We start from the raw sequence: 16,782 nt of genomic DNA on the forward strand, positions 1-16,782 counted from the left end.
CCAGGGCGCCGCTGATTCGCCGGGCTTTTGGCGTCCGGCGTCTCGAACAGGATCAGAATTCGACGGAAGCGGAGAGCTTGAAGGTGCGCCCCGGCGCCGTCTGGAGTTCCAGCGGGTTGGCGGCCGCGGTCGATGCCGGCGACGGAACCTTCGCATAGGACGTTCCGCCGACGAGATTGGCGAAGTAGCGCTTGTCGAAGATGTTATCGACGCCGCCGCGCACGGTGATGGCGGAGGTCGGCTTCCAGCTCAGATAGGCATCGAACACCGAGTAGCCGCCCTGCTTGAAGAGGGTGGGCGAACTGGCGCGGGTCGCGCCGCCGGCGAAGGTGCCGATGACTTCGGCCTCGAGCCCGTATTCCGGCATCAGGTACTTCAGCCCGGTGACGGCCTTGAACGGATTGACGTCGAAGGGCGTGACGGGAAGTCCGGCCTCGACGCGCTGCTTGCCGTACTGGTAGCTGAGCGTCGCGCTCGCCAGCCAGCGCTCGTGGAAGCGCCACTCGGCCGAGGCCTCGACGCCGGAGATCTGCACCTGCGACAGGTTCCGGTAGGTGTAATCGTTCGTGCCGGGGATGTTGTACAGGGACTGAATGAAGTCCTTGTAGCGTGCGTGGAAGACGCCGACCGAGAACCAGCCATCGGCGTACTTGCCGCGGAAGCCGGCCTCGTAGGAGCGCACGCTTTCCGGCCGCAGATCCGGGCTCGGGATCAGGGTGAAGGTCGAGGACGGCAGCGAGGTATAGAGCTGCTCGGCCGTCGGCATCTTGAAGCCCTCGGCATAGCGGCCATAGACCGAATAGGTATCGTCGAGCTTGAAGAGCGTGCCGATCTGGGGAACCAGCCGGTGCGAGGTGAGTTCGCGCGGCTCCTTGCCCTTGGTGGCCTGGTAGCCCGGCCCCGGCCGTGGATCGATGTTGTAGTTCGCGTAGCGCAGGCCGGGCGTGATCGTCCAGCGGCCGGATAGCAGCTCGATCTCGTCCTGGAGATAGAAATCGTAGCGGTTCGTCGTCGAGTTCGCGAAGTTGAAGCCGCCCGCGATCGTTGTCGTCGTCACGCCGGTGGTGAGATTCCGCACGTCGTCGCGACGCTCGTAGTTCGTCTTGGTGATGTCGCCCTGGAAGCCGTAGGTCAGGCGGTGGAAGCTCGAGCTCAGCGCGAAGCTCGACTTCGCCTGGATGTCGAGCTGTGAGAACTGTTCGGAATAGTCGTGCAGGCCGCGTGTCAGCCGTTGCTGGCCATTGGCGAGCCTCTGCAGGTTGTTGGTGACGAAGGTCCGCTCCTGCGGCGAGAACGACGCCTGCCAGCGCACGGAATCGAGGAAGCTCAATCCCGCCTGCCATTCGTGCTCGAGCGCGACCCGCTTGCGGCTCTTGACCTGGTTGCGGATATTCGGCCCGTTGCGGACGCCCGCGCTCACGACGTTGTAGTTGTAGAGCTGGTTCACCGTCGAATCGCTGTCGTAATATTCGCCGGTCAGCTTGAAGGTATGATCCGCCGTCGGCTTGAAGACGAGCTTGGCGAAGCTGTTCCAGACGGTGACGTCGAGCGGATTGAGCTTGTCGCAGCCAAGGAAGCGCAAGGTCGGCACCGGGCAGCCCCAGCGGCCGCCATCGGCGCGCGCCTTGGTCAGCCGCGCTTCTTCAGCGCTCTTGTGGCTGACGCCGACGATGCCTTCGAGCATCGGCGAGAAGCGGAAGGCGGCGATACCGGTCTTCACGAAGGAGCGGTCGAGGCTGTCATAGCTCGTGCTCAGCCGGGCCGCGTAGGGCTTGTCCTTACCTTTCAGGAGATCCTCGGGGTCGAGCGTGCGGTAGGCGACGATGCCGCCAAGCGCATCCGCCCCCCAGAGCACCGAGCCGGGGCCGCGGACGATCTCGACATTCTTCAGGAAGGGCAGGTCGACGAAGTCGCGATTGCCGTCGGTGACGCGCTCGATCACGCGGGAACCGTCGACCTGCATCTGCACGCGGTTGCCGCCGACGCCACGGATGGTGAAACCGCCGTAATTGCCGAACGGGTCCGTGGCGGTGGTGATGCGGTTGACACTGACGCCAGGCTGGTAGCGCACCAGATCCTGCGTGTCGCGCGTGATCCGTTCGTCGAGTTCCTGCCGCGTGATCACGCTGACGGTGCCGGGAACATCGAGCACCTGTTTCTCGCCGCGCGACGCCGTGACCGTGATCTGGTCGAGCGAGATCATCTGTTCGCTGCCGCGCCCTTTGGCCTGCGGCGTTTGCGCCTGTGCCACCGAAAGCGCCGTCGTCGACAGCAGCGCTGTCAGGAAAACCAGTCTAGAATTATTATTCATTACGTAACCCCAGTCCCATGTCCGGGGCGTGTAATGGTCTAGCGAAAGGATTCGCAAGTTGATTCTTTGTGAATCTATAATATAATAATTGATATAATTCAAAACTGATCGTTGTATATAATATAATTATTGTAAGGCGCGGGTTTGTAAAAGGAGTTGAGGACTGATTGAGAGATTGATTGTTCGATATATTTGCTGTTATGGTGCAGTGTCTGTTGGCTTCGGCGTTGCGGCAGGCGCTTAGATCAGCGCCAGAAAGTGCAGCCCGACGAAGCAGCCGGCGCCGCCGGCGATCAACAGCAGTGGATTGATCGGCGTCAGCAACAGCAGGGCGGTCGAGACGAGCGCGGTGCCACGGCCGAGCCAGCCGCTGTCGAGCGACTGGATCAGCACATAGCTGGCGGCGAGGATCATGCCCGCAGCGACCGGCCTCAGGCCCTTCTCGAGCGCGCGCAACAGGCGGGCGCCTTCATAGCGCGACCAGATATGGGCGACCCCGTAGATCAGGAAGGCGGTCGGCCCGAAGATGCCGGCGGTGGCCGCAAGCGCGCCCCAGAACCCGGCGATCTGCCAGCCGATCAGCGTCGCCAGCAGCGAGCCCGGGCCGGGCGCCAGCCGCGCGATGGCGAAGGCATCGACGAACTGCGCGGCGCTCATCCAGTGATGCGCCTCGACGATCTGGCGGTGCATGTCGGCGATGGCGCTCTGGCCGCCGCCGATGGTCACCAGCGAGAGCGGCAGGAAGACGAGCAGGATGCTGAAGGGCAGGGACTGCATGCTGTGGCGCTCAGCCGTCCCGGTAGGTCGCGGCGACGCTGAGCGAGCCGAAGCCGAGCACCGTCCAGAGCAGCGGCCATTTCAGGATCGCGACGGCCACGAAAGTCGCGGCCATGATCGCGAGCGGGAACAGCCGGCGCGGCACGCGCCTTGCCGCGGTCAGCCCCATCGCCAGCGACAGGCCGATCGCTGCCGAGGCCGCGCCGCTGAGCGCGACATGGCTGAGCTCATAGCCGGCAAGCGAGGCGAAGACGCTGCCGATCAGGACGATGACGAAGGCGGCCGGCACGACGATGCCGAGCCAGGAGGCGATGGCGCCGTTGCGCCCGCCGAGCCTGTAGCCGATCCAGATCGCCATGTTGGTGACATTGACGCCGGGCAGGGCCTGCGCGACCGAGAGCCCGTTGAGGAAATCCTCCTCGCTCATCAGGCGGCGGCGCTGCACGAATTCGCGGAGCATCCAGCCGCTCAGGCCGCCGCCAAAGCTGGTCAGCCCGATCCGCGCGAAGATCAGGAAAAGTTGCAGCGCGCTCGGGCGCTCGGCCAAGGCATCCGGCATCTGATTCTGCGTCCTGAGACGGCTGACGAATCCAGAGAGCAGGCTTCGCCGGGATTGGCCAGCGCTGAAGCGCATTGCCGGCATGACCATGGGTGCAAACTACCCTTGTCATTCCGGGGCTTCGCGCAGCGAAGAACCCGGAACCCACGACTGGGCGAGCCGCTCGCAACCGAACACACGATGTCTCACCCGGTCGTGGGTTCCGGGTTCGCGCCTGCGGCGCCCCCCGGAATGACAAGAGGGGGGCGGGCAGGCGCGGCCAGAAATTGGCCGTGTCACCTAGCGCGGCGGCGTGTCCGGTCGTCGCAAGGTCCGTTTGACGGCGCGTTTCAACTGGTCGCCGGCCTTGCGCACGAGCTCGCGATTGCTGCCGCGGCGCCCCTTTCCGGATGGCAGGGCGGAGAGCGGCAAGGGCGCTTCCTTGTCTCGCGGGGCGGGCCTTCCGGGGGACATCGCCTCGGTCGGCACGAGCACGAGCTCGGGTGCGCTGACCGGCAGCGCTGCCATGGCGGGGTCGACGAAGGCCTTGATCGGGAGATGGTCGGAAGCGACGCGCGCCAGCGGCGAGTCGTGGACCGCGACCTCCGACAGGATTTCGGGGCGGTTGGCGATGATCCGGTCGAGCGCCAGCAGGGGCAGACCGGCCGGGAAGCTCGGCACCGGCACCGGCATCGCGCCGAAGGCGGCATCGAGCGCGCTGAGCGCCGAGCGGCCGCCGAGGCGCCATTCGTTGAGGTCGCCGAGCAGGAGGGTGGGGCGCTCGTCCCGGCTGCGCATCAGGTCGATGATCATGCGGGCCTGCTGCGAGCGCGAGCGCCTGAGCAGGCCGAGATGCGCCGCGACGATCCGGAGCGCCGCTCCGCTTTCGAGGTCGATGTCGACGACGAGCGCACCGCGCGGCTCCAGGCCCGGCAGCGAGACCTGATGGACGTCGCGCACCAGCCCCTGCCGGAACAGCACGACATTGCCGTGCCAGCCATGGGCCGCGGCATTGGCGCTCTCGACGGGGACCGGCATGAGGCCGGTTTCCTCCTTCAGCCGGGCGAGATCGAGCAGGCCGTGGCGGGCGCCGAAGCGCTTGTCGGCTTCCTGCAAGGCGATGACGTCGGGCGCGATCTCACGGATCACCTGCGCGACCCGGCCGGGATCGAAGCGGCCGTCGATGCCGACGCATTTATGGACGTTGTAGGAGGCGACCAGCGTGCCGCCGGAGCGTCCGTCCTCGCCGGCCGGGATGGTGCCGGGGCGGTTCTTACGCTGGCGCAGCGAGGCGATGATGCTGGCGGGCAGGCTCTGGCTCTTCTTCTGCATCGCTCCGCCGGCTCGTGCTCCGGATCCGCTTGGTCGAACGGGGACCGGCATAGGCATTCATGGCATCAGGGGTATGACCGCTGCGGCTCAGAGATAGGGTGAGCCGAGCCAGATCAGCCTGTCGATCAGACGCATGACATAGGGCCGGGCGCGCAGGCCGGCAAGCGTGACCGGGGTCGCAGTGGCCATCACCGTCTCGATCCGGCGCTCGATCGCGCGGGCGAAACCGTGGTCCAGAACTTCGAGGTCGATCTCGAAATTCAGGCGCAGCGAGCGCGGGTCGAGATTGGAGGAGCCGACATAGGCCCAGCTGCCGTCGATGGCGAGGAGCTTGGAATGGTCGAAGGCGCCTGTGGAGCGCCAAATCCGGCAGTAATTCTTCAGAATCTGGTCGAATTGCGCGGTCATGGCCCGGTCGACCAGCACGAGATTGTTCACCGAAGGCACGACGATATCGATGTCGACGCCGCGCCGTGCCGCGGTGACGAGCGCGCTGATCAGTTCCTGGTCCGGCAGGAAATAGGGCGACATGATCCGGACCGAATGGCGCGCCACCGACAGCGCCCCGATCAACAGCTTGTGATTGGTTTCGAGATAGGAATCCGGCCCGGTCGGCACTGCGCGCGCCAGCACCGGCATGCCGCCGCGCGCCAGTGCCGGAATCTCCCAGGCGGGGCCTGCGAGTGCTTCACCGGTGGCGAAGCACCAGTCCTCGGCCGCGACTGCGAAGAGATCGGCGACCACGGGGCCTTCGATGCGGAAATGCGTGTCATGGGCGAAGGCATCGCCGGCGAATTCGCGGGTGAAGCCCTCGCGGATGTTCATGCCGCCCATGAAGCCGACCGTGCCGTCGACGACGATGATCTTCCGGTGCGTCCGGAGATTGGCGTAGGGCAGCCTGAGGCCCACGATGATGTTGCCGTTGAAGACATCGACGGCGACACCGCCCTCGCGCAGATGCCCGGCGATGCTCGGCACCGAATAGCGCGCCCCGACTGCGTCGATCAGCACCCGGACCGCAACGCCGCGTCGATGCGCCTCGATCAGCGCGTCGGCGATGCGCAGGCCGAGCGGATCGCGGTCGAAGATATAGCTTTCCAGGATGATGCTGCGTTCGGCCGCAGCGATCGCGGCGAGCATCGCGGCATAGGCCGCGTCGCCAGTCTCCAGCGTCTCGATGCGGTTGCCTGTGGTCAGCGGATGGCGGGCGACACGATCGCCGAGCGTCTTGAGCGCGAGGAAGCGCCGGCCGAAATGCGTCCCGACGACTTCGTCCTCGACATGGAAATCGGCGGCGGCCATGCCATGGCCCGGCCGCTGCGCCAGGATCGAGGCGCGCCGGATGCGGTTCACTCCGGCGATGGCGTAGAGCAGCGGCCCGACGATCGGCGAGAGGATGATGACGCCGACCCAGCCGATGGCGGCGCGCACCTCGTCCTTCGTCATCACCGCATGCGCGCCGGCGACGGTCGACGTCACGACGGTGATGACCGCGAGGATATGCGGCCAATAGGTTGAGAGAATCTCCCACATGCGGCCAAGGCTAGCGCGGGGACGGGCTCTCCGCCATGCTCAGCCGAGTTCGATCGTTCCGGCGCCCGGTGGCTGCATGATCTTCGCAGCGCGAGCATCCGGGCCGTCGCGATCACGGCGATGGCTGAGATCGCGGTCGCCAGCGAGAACAGGCAACCGTAGCCCATCGCGTCGGCGACCTTGCCGGAGACCGTGACCGGGGCTTCCGGCGCCAGCGAACGGCCGATATTCTGGGGAATCCGCGGATTGCGGTGCTGATCGCGCCGCCGGTCGCGCCCGCGCCATAGAGGCTGGAGGCGCCCGCGACGAGTTCGATCCGCTCCACCATGTTGAGATCGATCAGTTAGAGGATGTGCGAGACGTCACGCCGCGGCGCGTTCGTCGGCATGCCGTCGCTCCTCACCAGAAGCTGTTCGGGGCCGAGGGGCGGACCTTTTTCGATCATGTGCTGGAGCGCCGGCTCGACCGCGCCTGGCAGCGGCTGGTCACGGCCGAGGCTGCGACCCTGGCCATCAGCGCCGTCGCTTATGAGGTCGGTTTTGGTGGTCTCTCCTATTTCAACCGCTGCTTTCGCAAGCGCTTCGGCCGCCCGCCCTCGCAGATCAAGGCCCTGGCCGTCAGCGGCGAGACCTGATCCGCGTCACCCTCTGGCAGGGGCATGGGGACGGCTGGAAGACTCGACTCGCCTTCCGGCCGGGAGCGTTCTATAAAAGAACAAATAGAGAACAATTATCGTGCTTCCATGCCAGAGACCGCACCGACCCTGTCCGATCTGCGCCGCAGCCTTGCTGAGGCCGCTCTGCGGAGCGGTCCGGCCGCGGCCGGCCGGATCGGCCTCGGCGTGCCCGCTCTGGACGAGATCCTGAACGGCGGGCTCGTAAGGGCCGCGCTGCACGAGATCTACGCCGCCGAGGTCGCCGATCTCGCCGCTGCGACCGGTTTCGCGCTCGGACTCGCATTGCGGGCGGGGCAGGTCGAGGAGAAGGCCGATGAACGCACCATTCTCTGGGCGCGGCAGGATTTCGTCGATACCGAGGCCGGGCGGATCCATGCGCCGGGGCTGAACGAGCTCGGGCTCGATCCGGCGCGCCTGCTCCTGGTCCGGGCGCGCGATGGCGAAGGGGTGCTTCGGGCCGGGGCTGAAGCGGCGCGCTGTGCCGCGTTGGGCGCCGTGCTGATCGAGCCTTGGGGCGAGCCGCGCCCTTTCGACCTGACGGCGAGCCGCCGGCTCGCCCTCGCGGCGGAAGCCTCGGGCGTGCCGGTACTGCTGCTGCGCGTCGCGGCCGCCGAGGCACCGAGCGCGGCGCGCACGCGCTGGCAGGTGAGGGCGCTCGCCTCGCGGGCTCTGGAGGCGAATGCGCCGGGCGCCCCGGCCTTCGCCCTGAGATTGCTGCGCCAGCGCGGCGGCGCGGCCGAGCGTGAGTGGCGTGTGGAGTGGGACCGTGACCGACATTGCTTTGCGGAACGCAGCCTTTTCGACCGATCTGCCCGGACAGATCATGCCGCGCCGCTATCTCGCCCTCTGGTTCCCCTTCCTGGCGACGGACAGGCTGCGGCGGACGGGCGCGATACCAGCCTCCGGCGCACAGGCTGAGAAGCCGCATGTGCTGACCGAGATGCAGGGCAACGCCCTGCGCCTCGTCGATTGCGACCAGCGCGCCGTCGCTCTCGGCCTGACGCGGGGGATGACGCTGGCCGACGCCCGCGCCCGCATTCCCGATCTCGTTGCATTGGAGACGCAGCCGCAGGCCGACAACGAATTCCTCGAAGCGCTCGCCGGTTTCTGCGACCGCTTCACGCCGCTGGTCGCGCTCGACGAGCCGCATGGCCTGATGCTCGACATCACCGGCTGCGCTCATCTCTTCGGTGGCGAGGCGGAGCTCGGTAATCTTGCCGGGCGCGCCATGCAGCGCGGTGGCCTCAAACTGAAAGCCGCCATCGCCGGCACGCCTGACGCCGCTCGCGCCTGCGCCCGCCATGGCCGGGGTGGCATCGTCCCCCCCGGCCAGGAGGAGGCGCTGCTGCGCTCGCTGCCGACTACCGCTCTGGATACCGACACTGAGACCGTGATCGCGCTCTCCCGCGCCGGTCTCAAGACACTCGACCACCTCGCAGAGCGCCCCTCCGAAACGCTCTCCGCCCGTTTCGGCGAGGCGTTGGCGGTCAAGCTGCGGCGCATTCTCGGCCATGAGGACCGCCGCATCACGCCCCTGCGCCCGCCGCCCGATTGTGTGGTCGAGCGCCATTTCGCCGAGCCTTTCGCCGATGCCGCGAGCCTCGAGGCCGTGGTCGTCAGGCTGATCGGCGAAGCGGCGCGGGTGCTGGAGGCACGCGGCGAGGGCGGGCGCATCTTCGAACTCGGCTTCTTTCGCAGCGATGGCGCCGTGCGCCGCCTCGCTATCGAGACCGGGCGTCCCTCGCGCGACGCCGGGGCGCTGCTCCGGCTCTATCGCGAGCGCGTCGAGACCCTGGCTGATCCGCTCGATCCGGGTTTCGGCTTCGATGCGATCAAGCTCGCCGTGCCGCTCTGCGAGCCGCTCGACACGCCCCAGCACAGCCTCGACGGCCGGGCGGTCGAGGAGGAGGCGGTGGCCGATCTGGTTGACCGGCTCGTCACGCGCTTCGGCCGCGATCGCGTGCTGCGCTTCGCGGCGCAGGACACGCATCATCCCGTCCGTGCTGCCAAGGCACTCTCGGCCGCAGCGTCGTTGCCGGAAACGCCTTGGTCCGCGCCCGAACCGCAGGAGCCGCCGGCCCGCCCGCTCCAGCTCTTCGAGCCGCCCCAGCCGGTCGAGGCGATCGCGGAGGTCCCCGATGGGCCGCCGATCCGCTTCCGCTGGCGGCGCCTCATCCATGACGTCGCCCGCGCCGAAGGCCCCGAGCGCATCGCCCCCGAATGGTGGCGTGACGGCTCAGACGAGCCGATGCGCGACTATTACCGCGTCGAGGATGCGCAAGGACGCCGCTTCTGGCTTTACCGCATCGGTTTCTACGAAGCCGACAGCGCCCCGCCGCGCTGGTTCCTGCACGGGTTCTTCGCATGAATCAGATTGCGAATGCCTTCGTCGAACCCATTGCCGCCTCGCATTTTTCCTTCCTGCGCGGCGCCTCGCCGGGGCCGCATATGGTGCTGACGGCGCTGCTGCTCGGCTATTCCGGCATCGGCATCGCCGATCGCAATACGGTGGCGGGCGTCGTGCGCGCCTGGGCAGCGCTGAAGCAGTTGCGCGAGGATGGCCTGCCGGCGCCCGACAAGGTCAGGGAAGGCGGCAGCCCTGGCGAGTATTACTGGGCCGAGAACCCTGAATTTGCCGCCCTGCCTTTCACCCCCGCGCAGATGAAGGCGAAGGCGGAGCGCTTCAAGCTCGCGACCGGCACCCGCCTCGTCTTCGCCGACGGCACGCCCGATATCGTCGTCTACCCTGCCAATCGCGCCGGCTGGGGCCGGCTCTGCCGTCTGCTCAGCCACGGCAACCTCAAGGACGGCGTTAGGAAGGGCGAATGCCACCTCGTCCTCGACGACCTCCTCAACGATGCCCGCGATCTGCTGCTGACCCTGATGCCGGGCCGCAGGCTCGACGATCTGCCGGCGCTGCTCGCCCGGCTCGACGAGGCCGCGCCCGGCGCTGTCTGGCTCGCCGCCAGCATGCACCGGCGCGGCGACGACCGCCGCCGCCTCGCGCGTCTCAAGGCGATCGCGGCAGCGACCCGCACGCCGCTGATCGCGACCAATGACGCGCTCTACGATTCCATCGCGCAGCGCGACCTGCAGGATGTGCTCACCTGCATCCGCGAGGGCACCACCATCGAGCGGGCCGGGCGCCTGCTCGAATCCAACGCCGAGCGCCATCTCAAGCTGCCGCAGGAAATGGCCCGCCTATTCCGCGATGCGCCCGAGGCCATCGCCGAGACGCAAGCTCTCTTTTCCCGCATCGAATTCGATCTCGGCCAACTCAAATACGAGTACCCCGATGAGCCGATTCCGCCAGGCTGGAAGGATCAGGACTGGCTGGTGGAGCTGGTCCGGCGCTGCTGCCTGATCCGCTATCCCGGCGGCATTTCGGACAAGGTTCAGGGCTTGCTGGCGAAGGAACTCGACCTGATCGGAAAGCTCGAATATGCCCGCTATTTCCTGACCATCCGCCAGATCGTCGAATTCGCCAACAGCAAGGGAATCCTCTGCCAGGGCCGCGGCTCGGCCGCCAATTCCGCCGTCTGCTACGTGCTCGGCATCACCGCCGTCGATCCGGCCGAAAACGACGTGCTGTTCGAGCGCTTCATCTCCACCGAGCGCAAGGAGCCGCCCGATATCGACGTCGATTTCGAGCACGAGCGGCGCGAGGAGGTGATCCAGTGGATCTACAAGTTCTACGGCCGTGAGCGCGCCGGCATCGCCGCGACCGTGATCCATTACCGGCCGCGCAGCGCCATCCGCGAGGCCGGCAAGGTGCTGGGCCTGACCGAGGACGTCACCGCCCGTATCGCCGATACCAATTGGGGCAGCTGGGGCAGCGAGATCGGCGATGCCCGTATCCGCCAGGCCGGGCTCGATCCGACCAATCCGACGATCCGCCGCGCCGTCGATTTCGCCACCCGGCTATTGGGCTATCCGCGCCATCTCTCGCAGCATGTCGGCGGCTTCGTCCTGTCGCGCGGACGCCTCGACGAGACCGTGCCGATCGGCAACGCCGCGATGGACGAGCGCACCTTCATCGAATGGGACCGCGACGACATCGACGAACTAGGGCTGATGAAGGTCGATGTGCTGGCTTTGGGCATGCTGACCTGCATCCGCAAGGCGTTCGATCTGATCAAGGCGAACGGGGGAAGGGATTACGCGCTCGCCGATCTCAAGGATGGCGACGAAGCGACCTATGATATACTCTGCGAGGGCAAGTCGCTTGGCGTCTTCCAGGTCGAGAGCCGCGCCCAGATGAACATGCTGCCGCGGCTCAAGCCGCGGAAATTCTACGATCTCGTCATCCAGGTTGCGATCGTCCGGCCCGGCCCGATCCAGGGCAACATGGTCCATCCCTACCTGAAGCGGCGAGCGGGGATCGAGGAGGTGACTTATCCGGCCCCCTCGCAGGAGCATGGACGGCCGGATGAGCTTTTCGAGGTCCTGAACAAGACCGAGGGCGTGCCGCTCTTTCAGGAGCAGGCCATGCGGCTCGCCATGGTCGCCGCCAAATTCTCCGACATCGAAGCCAATGGCCTGCGCAAGGCGATGGCGACCTTCCGCAATGCCGGCACCATCGGCAATTACGAGACGATGATGGTCGAGCGCATGGTCGCACGCGGCTATGAACGCGATTTCGCCCAGCGCTGCTTTGAGCAGATCAAGGGCTTCGGTAGCTACGGCTTCCCGGAGAGTCATGCGGCCTCCTTCGCCAAGCTGGTCTACATCTCCTCCTATCTCAAGAAGCACTATCCGGCGGCTTTCGCTGCCGGATTGCTGAATTCCCAGCCGATGGGCTTCTACGCTCCGGCCCAGATCGTACGGGAGGCGGAGGAGAACGGCGGCGTCGAACCACGGCCGGCCGATGTCAATTCCAGCTTTTTGGACAACAGCTTGGAAGCTGTTTCGGAATCAAGTTCTTACCGCGATCGGCCGCGCCAGGAGAGCGGGAGAGACCCCTTCGCCCTGCGGCTCGGCTTCCGCCAGATCGACGGCTTCAAGGATGAGTGGGGTAAGGCCATTGCGGAGGAGCGGGAAGCTGGCGGCCCCTATCGCGATGTCGAGGAGCTGATGCGTCGAGCCAGTCTACCCGCCCGCGCCATGCGTCTGCTCGCCGATGCCGATGCCTTCCGCTCGCTCGGCCTCGATCGCCGCGAAGCCTTATGGGCCGTGCGACGCCTGCCGGACGATGCCGCGCTGCCGCTGTTCCAGTCCGCGCAGGCCCGCGAGCTGGGCTCGGAACGGAGCATGGCGCTGCCGCTCATGCCGCTGGCCGAGCATATCGTCGCCGATTACCAGACCGTCCGGCTCTCGCTGAAAGGGCATCCGATGCAGCTCCTGCGCCCGCGCTTCCGCCGCGAAGGCGTGCTGAGCTGTGCCGAGACCGAGGCGAGACCCGATGCCGCCTTCGTCCGCACGGCGGGAATCGTGCTGGTGCGCCAGCGGCCGGGCAAGGGCAACGCCATCTTCGTCACTCTGGAAGACGAGACCGGCATCACCAATGTCGTGATTTGGGCTCGCCTGTTCGAGCGTTTTCGCCGCGAGGTCATGGGCGCACGGCTGATGCTGGTCGAGGGCCGGGTGCAGAAGAGCGTCGAGGGCGTCACTCATCTCATGGCGCAGCGCATCGCGGATCGTTCGATCGATCTGCTCTCGCTTTCGGATACGCATCGCGCCGAGGTGCCGATGCCCATCGACGAACTCAAGAACCCGCCGCTGCCGCGCCATCGCCATCCGCGAAATGTTCGCATCCTCCCGAAATCACGAGATTTCCATTGAGCGGCAGGTGTTTCGCATGGTCTTAGCCATCTCCATGCGGGTCATCCCGGGCGACCGAAGGGAGACCCGGGACCCATTCCGGAACCTCTATTCGATAGGCTCCGGAATGGATCCCGGATCGGCGCGACTTCGTCGCTTGTCCGGGATGACGGCGAGGAGGAGGCAAGGGCGGAGCATCGCTCGAGGCGTCGTCGGAAACGTCCGCCAAAACAAACTTCTCCAACGGAAGTGAAATAAGAAAAAACACGCTACCTACTGTAAATTGAACCTTTGTCGCCATGGGTATAAGTGGTTCGTTCGATTTACCGAACAGGCGGCCACGACCATGGCGAATGGCTTCGGCTCGGACGAACCCACCGCGACCACGCCGGCAGAGGCGCTGCTGGCGCATCGCGCAGCCGCGCTCGATGCGGCGTTCGGCAAGGCGGATGTTGCCGGGCGTCTTGCCGGCATCGTCGGAGAGGCGCAGGGCCGGGTGGTCTTCACCACCTCCTTCGGCCTTGAGGACCAGGTCCTCACCCATTTCATCGCGACGGCGAAGCTCCCGGTCACCTTTGCGACGCTCGATACCGGCCGGCTCTTCCCCGAAGTCTATGCGCTCTGGCAGGAGACCGAGGAGCGCTATGGCATCCTGATCCGTCCTTACTACCCGCGTCATGACACGCTTGAGCTCCATGTCCGCCAGAACGGCATCAACGGCTTCTATGCCTCGCGCGATGCCCGCAAATCCTGCTGCGAGATCCGCAAGGTCGAGCCGCTCGGCCGTGCACTCGCCGGCGCCGATATCTGGCTGACCGGCCTGCGCGCCGACCAGTCGGCGGCTCGCGGCGGGGTAAAGCTGGCGGAGGCCGATGCGGCCCGCGGCCTCGTCAAGGCGAGCCCGTTGATCGATTGGACGCGTGAGCGCGCGCTCGCCTTCGCGAAGGAGAACGCCGTGCCGCTCAACCCGCTGCACGGGCAGGGTTTCCTCTCGATCGGTTGCCAGCCCTGCACCCGCGCCATTCGCCCCGGCGAGCCCGAGCGGGCCGGGCGCTGGTGGTGGGAGGACGACGCGGCCAGGGAATGCGGCCTGCATGTCGGGCAGGACGGCAAGCTGGCGCGCGCCGCGCGCTCGGCCGCGGAGGTGCGCCAATGATCCAGCTCAGCCATCTCCAGAAGCTCGAGGCGGAAGCGATCTTCATCATCCGCGAGGTCGCGGCGACCTGCGACAAGCCGGTGCTGCTCTATTCGATCGGCAAGGATTCGGCCGTCCTGCTGCACCTCGCGATGAAGGCGTTCTATCCGGCCAGGCCGCCGTTTCCGCTGCTCCATGTCGACACGACCTGGAAGTTCCGCGAGATGATCGCCTTCCGCGACGAAACCGCAAAGCGGCTCGGGCTCGACCTGATCGTCCATATCAATCGCGAGGGCGTCGAGGCCGGGATCAACCCCTTCGCCTCCGGCTCGCGCGTCCATACCGATGTGATGAAGACGCAAGGGCTGAAGCAGGCGCTCGACCTCCACAAGTTCGATGCGGCCTTCGGTGGCGCGCGCCGCGACGAGGAGAAGAGTCGGGCCAAGGAGCGGGTCTTCTCGCTGCGCTCGCCCGAGCATCGCTGGGACCCGAAGAACCAGCGCCCGGAGCCCTGGCAGCTCTTCAACACCCGCAAGCATCGCGGCGAGAGCTTCCGTGTGTTTCCGCTCTCGAACTGGACCGAGCGCGACGTCTGGGACTACATCGCGCTGGAGAACATCCCGGTCGTGCCGCTCTATTTCGCGGCGCCGCGCCCCGTCGTGCAGCGTGGTGGCGCCTGGATCATGCGCGACGACGAGCGCATGGAACTGCGGCCCGGCGAGGCCGTCGAAACCCGCATGGTCCGCTTCCGCACGCTGGGCTGCTATCCGTTGACCGGCGCGGTCGAGAGCGAGGCGGCGAACCTCTCCGACATCATCGCCGAGATGCGCTCCTCCCGATCCTCCGAGCGGCAGGGCCGCGTCATCGACCATGACGGCTCCGGCTCGATGGAACAGAAAAAGCAGGAAGGCTATTTCTGATGGGCTTCGCGCTCGCCAAGAAGAAGACACTGAGGCCGGCGCAGGCACCGCTTCCGGCCAATGATGCGCCCGCCACCAGCGAAACCGGGCAGCATTCGCTGCTGCGCTTCATCACTTGCGGCTCGGTCGACGACGGCAAGTCGACCTTGATCGGCCGCATGCTCTACGAGGCCGGCGCGGTCTTCGACGACCAGCTCAGCGCGCTCGACAGCGATTCACGCAAGTTCGGCACCCAGGGCGAAGCGCCCGATTTCGCACTGCTGGTCGACGGTCTCTCGGCCGAGCGCGAGCAGGGCATCACCATCGATGTCGCCTATCGCTATTTCGCGACGCAGACGCGCAGCTTCATCGTCGCCGACACGCCCGGCCACGAGCAATATACCCGCAACATGGCGACCGGCGCCTCGACCGCCGATCTCGCCATCATCCTGGTCGATGCGCGCAAAGGCCTGCTGCCGCAGACGCGGCGCCACTCCTTCATCGTCTCGCTGGTCGGTGTCCGCCATGTCGTGGTCGCCATCAACAAGATGGATCTCGTCGGCTATGACGCCGCCGTCTTCGAGCGGATCGCCACCGACTATCGCGCGGCGGTGCAAAACCTCGGCTTCGCCTCGATCCAGTTCATCCCGGTCTCGGCGCGCGATGGCGAGAACGTCATGCGCCCGTCGGCGCTGATGCCCTGGTATGACGGGGCGGCGCTGCTGCCCTATCTCGAAAGCGTCGCGATCGCGCGCGCCGCGCCGGCCGACGAGGGCTTCGTCCTGCCGGTGCAATGGGTCAACCGGCCCGATCTCGATTTCCGTGGTTATGCCGGCACGCCCGTCGCCGGCCGCGCCCGCGTTGGCGATCCCGTCGTCGCATTGCCGTCCGGCCGCACCAGCCGCATCGCGCGCTTGATCGGTGCTGCCGGCGAGGCCAGCCAGATCGCCGCCGGCCAGGCCGCGACGGTGACGCTGGAAGACGATATCGACATCTCGCGCGGCGATGTCATCGCAGCAGTCGGCGCGGCATTGCCGGTCAGCCGGGGCCTCAAGGCGCGGCTGCTCTGGACCGGCGAGCGCGCCATGCTCGAAGGCGGCCAGTTCATCGTCAAGCTCGCGACGCAGAGCGCCAATGCCACGGTCGAGACGCTGCATCACAGCATCGATATCGAGGGCTTCCAGGCGCTGCCGGCGCAGAGCCTGGGCATGAACGGCATCGGTCTGGTGACGCTGAGGCTGGATCGTCCCCTGGTCTCGCTGCCCTATGCCCGAAGCCACGAGCTCGGCGGCTTCATCCTGATCGATCGCATCAGCAACGAGACGGTGGCCTTCGGCTTCGTCGAGCCGGGAGAGAATGATGCCCAGCGTGCGGTTGGCGAGGGCGGGGCGCTGGCGCGGGCGCAGCGTGGCGTCATCCGCATCGTCGGCCGGTCGGGCACGCCGGATCGCAGGGCCTGGCTTGCCGGCGTGAGCTGGCGCGTGCTGAGCACGGCCGGGCTGTTCGCGGCGGCTTTCGCCTTGACGGCCAATGCGGCGGCGTCCCTGGCGCTGGCCTTCGGCGACATCCTGCTTCGGCCGGGCTTGCGGGCACTGCATATGCGGCTCTGGCGCAAGGCGCCGGCCGGGACCTTGCAGGACGGCGCGGGGATCTGACGACGGCGGGTCTTTCTTCCCCTTTTGTCATTCCGGGGCACGCCGCAGGCGTGAACCCGGAACCCATGACTGGGTGAGACATTCAACGCTCGGCTGCCGGCGGTTCACCCGCTCGTGGGTTCCGGGTTCTTCGCTCCGCGAAGCCCCGGAATGACAACCGAGGCTC

11 protein-coding genes and 1 pseudogene are annotated in these 16,782 nt (G+C 66.8%); 7 read left to right on the plus strand and 5 right to left on the minus strand.

Translation table 11 applies throughout. The features are described from left to right. Positions 1-52 precede the first annotated feature (52 nt). From ACODTJ_RS22395 to ACODTJ_RS22415, 5 genes and pseudogenes are all read right to left on the minus strand, one after another. The gene (locus tag ACODTJ_RS22395) at positions 53-2,311 is read right to left on the minus strand and encodes a TonB-dependent hemoglobin/transferrin/lactoferrin family receptor (RefSeq protein WP_454657370.1); all 2,259 of its coding nucleotides are present in this window, start codon (positions 2,309-2,311) and stop codon (positions 53-55) included. 240 nt (positions 2,312-2,551) lie between these two features. Further along, positions 2,552-3,088: a chromate transporter gene (locus ACODTJ_RS22400; RefSeq protein WP_454657369.1), complete on the minus strand. Its 537-nt coding sequence runs from the start codon at positions 3,086-3,088 to the stop codon at positions 2,552-2,554. A 10-nt stretch (positions 3,089-3,098) separates the two neighbouring features. Next, a complete protein-coding gene (locus ACODTJ_RS22405; protein WP_454657368.1) occupies positions 3,099-3,647 on the minus strand; it encodes a chromate transporter in 549 nt (182 codons plus the stop codon). A 513-nt stretch (positions 3,648-4,160) separates the two neighbouring features. Beyond that, a pseudogene (locus ACODTJ_RS22410) lies at positions 4,161-4,958 on the minus strand (endonuclease/exonuclease/phosphatase family protein); the annotation flags it as partial. An 87-nt stretch (positions 4,959-5,045) separates the two neighbouring features. After that, entirely contained in the window at positions 5,046-6,491 is a 1,446-nt protein-coding gene (locus ACODTJ_RS22415; RefSeq protein WP_454657367.1) for a phospholipase D-like domain-containing protein, read from the minus strand. A gap of 352 nt (positions 6,492-6,843) precedes the next feature. Here ACODTJ_RS22415 and ACODTJ_RS22420 point away from each other — a divergent pair, with 352 nt between their 5' ends. The 7 genes from ACODTJ_RS22420 (at position 6,844) to ACODTJ_RS22450 (ending at position 16,616) form a co-directional block, all read left to right on the plus strand. Then, complete coding sequence (locus ACODTJ_RS22420) at positions 6,844-7,125, plus strand: helix-turn-helix domain-containing protein (protein WP_454657366.1); 282 nt, start codon at positions 6,844-6,846, stop codon at positions 7,123-7,125. Between the two features lie 108 nt (positions 7,126-7,233). Continuing rightward, the gene (locus ACODTJ_RS22425) at positions 7,234-8,085 is read left to right on the plus strand and encodes an ImuA family protein (RefSeq protein WP_454657365.1); all 852 of its coding nucleotides are present in this window, start codon (positions 7,234-7,236) and stop codon (positions 8,083-8,085) included. Then, the gene (locus ACODTJ_RS22430; protein WP_454657364.1) at positions 7,991-9,535 is read left to right on the plus strand and encodes a Y-family DNA polymerase; all 1,545 of its coding nucleotides are present in this window, start codon (positions 7,991-7,993) and stop codon (positions 9,533-9,535) included. The genes ACODTJ_RS22425 and ACODTJ_RS22430 overlap by 95 nt, the downstream gene beginning before the upstream one ends. Beyond that, a complete protein-coding gene (locus tag ACODTJ_RS22435) occupies positions 9,532-12,948 on the plus strand; it encodes an error-prone DNA polymerase (protein WP_454657363.1) in 3,417 nt (1,138 codons plus the stop codon). Before ACODTJ_RS22430 ends, ACODTJ_RS22435 begins: the two co-directional genes overlap by 4 nt. 325 nt (positions 12,949-13,273) lie before the next feature. Continuing rightward, the gene (locus tag ACODTJ_RS22440; RefSeq protein ID WP_454657362.1) at positions 13,274-14,083 is read left to right on the plus strand and encodes a phosphoadenylyl-sulfate reductase; all 810 of its coding nucleotides are present in this window, start codon (positions 13,274-13,276) and stop codon (positions 14,081-14,083) included. Then, complete coding sequence (gene cysD, locus ACODTJ_RS22445; RefSeq protein WP_454657361.1) at positions 14,080-14,982, plus strand: sulfate adenylyltransferase subunit CysD; 903 nt, start codon at positions 14,080-14,082, stop codon at positions 14,980-14,982. The genes ACODTJ_RS22440 and cysD overlap by 4 nt, the downstream gene beginning before the upstream one ends. Next, positions 14,982-16,616, plus strand: a complete 1,635-nt coding sequence (locus ACODTJ_RS22450) for a sulfate adenylyltransferase subunit 1 (protein WP_454657360.1) — start codon at positions 14,982-14,984, stop codon at positions 16,614-16,616. The genes cysD and ACODTJ_RS22450 overlap by 1 nt, the downstream gene beginning before the upstream one ends. Positions 16,617-16,782: the final 166 nt, after the last annotated feature.

Source organism: Allobosea sp. FG18 (assembly GCF_057809495.1).

Bases quoted from the DNA above. Each gene is read 5' to 3' on its own strand.
- ACODTJ_RS22395 (WP_454657370.1), bottom strand. From the start codon at position 2,311: ATGAATAATAATTCTAGACTGGTTTTCCTGACAGCGCTGCTGTCGACG.
- ACODTJ_RS22400 (WP_454657369.1), bottom strand. From the start codon at position 3,088: ATGCAGTCCCTGCCCTTCAGCATCCTGCTCGTCTTCCTGCCGCTCTCG.
- ACODTJ_RS22405 (WP_454657368.1), bottom strand. From the start codon at position 3,647: ATGCCGGATGCCTTGGCCGAGCGCCCGAGCGCGCTGCAACTTTTCCTG.
- ACODTJ_RS22415 (WP_454657367.1), bottom strand. From the start codon at position 6,491: ATGTGGGAGATTCTCTCAACCTATTGGCCGCATATCCTCGCGGTCATC.
- ACODTJ_RS22425 (WP_454657365.1), top strand. From the start codon at position 7,234: ATGCCAGAGACCGCACCGACCCTGTCCGATCTGCGCCGCAGCCTTGCT.
- ACODTJ_RS22430 (WP_454657364.1), top strand. From the start codon at position 7,991: ATGCCGCGCCGCTATCTCGCCCTCTGGTTCCCCTTCCTGGCGACGGAC.
- ACODTJ_RS22435 (WP_454657363.1), top strand. From the start codon at position 9,532: ATGAATCAGATTGCGAATGCCTTCGTCGAACCCATTGCCGCCTCGCAT.
- ACODTJ_RS22440 (WP_454657362.1), top strand. From the start codon at position 13,274: ATGGCGAATGGCTTCGGCTCGGACGAACCCACCGCGACCACGCCGGCA.
- cysD (WP_454657361.1), top strand. From the start codon at position 14,080: ATGATCCAGCTCAGCCATCTCCAGAAGCTCGAGGCGGAAGCGATCTTC.
- ACODTJ_RS22450 (WP_454657360.1), top strand. From the start codon at position 14,982: ATGGGCTTCGCGCTCGCCAAGAAGAAGACACTGAGGCCGGCGCAGGCA.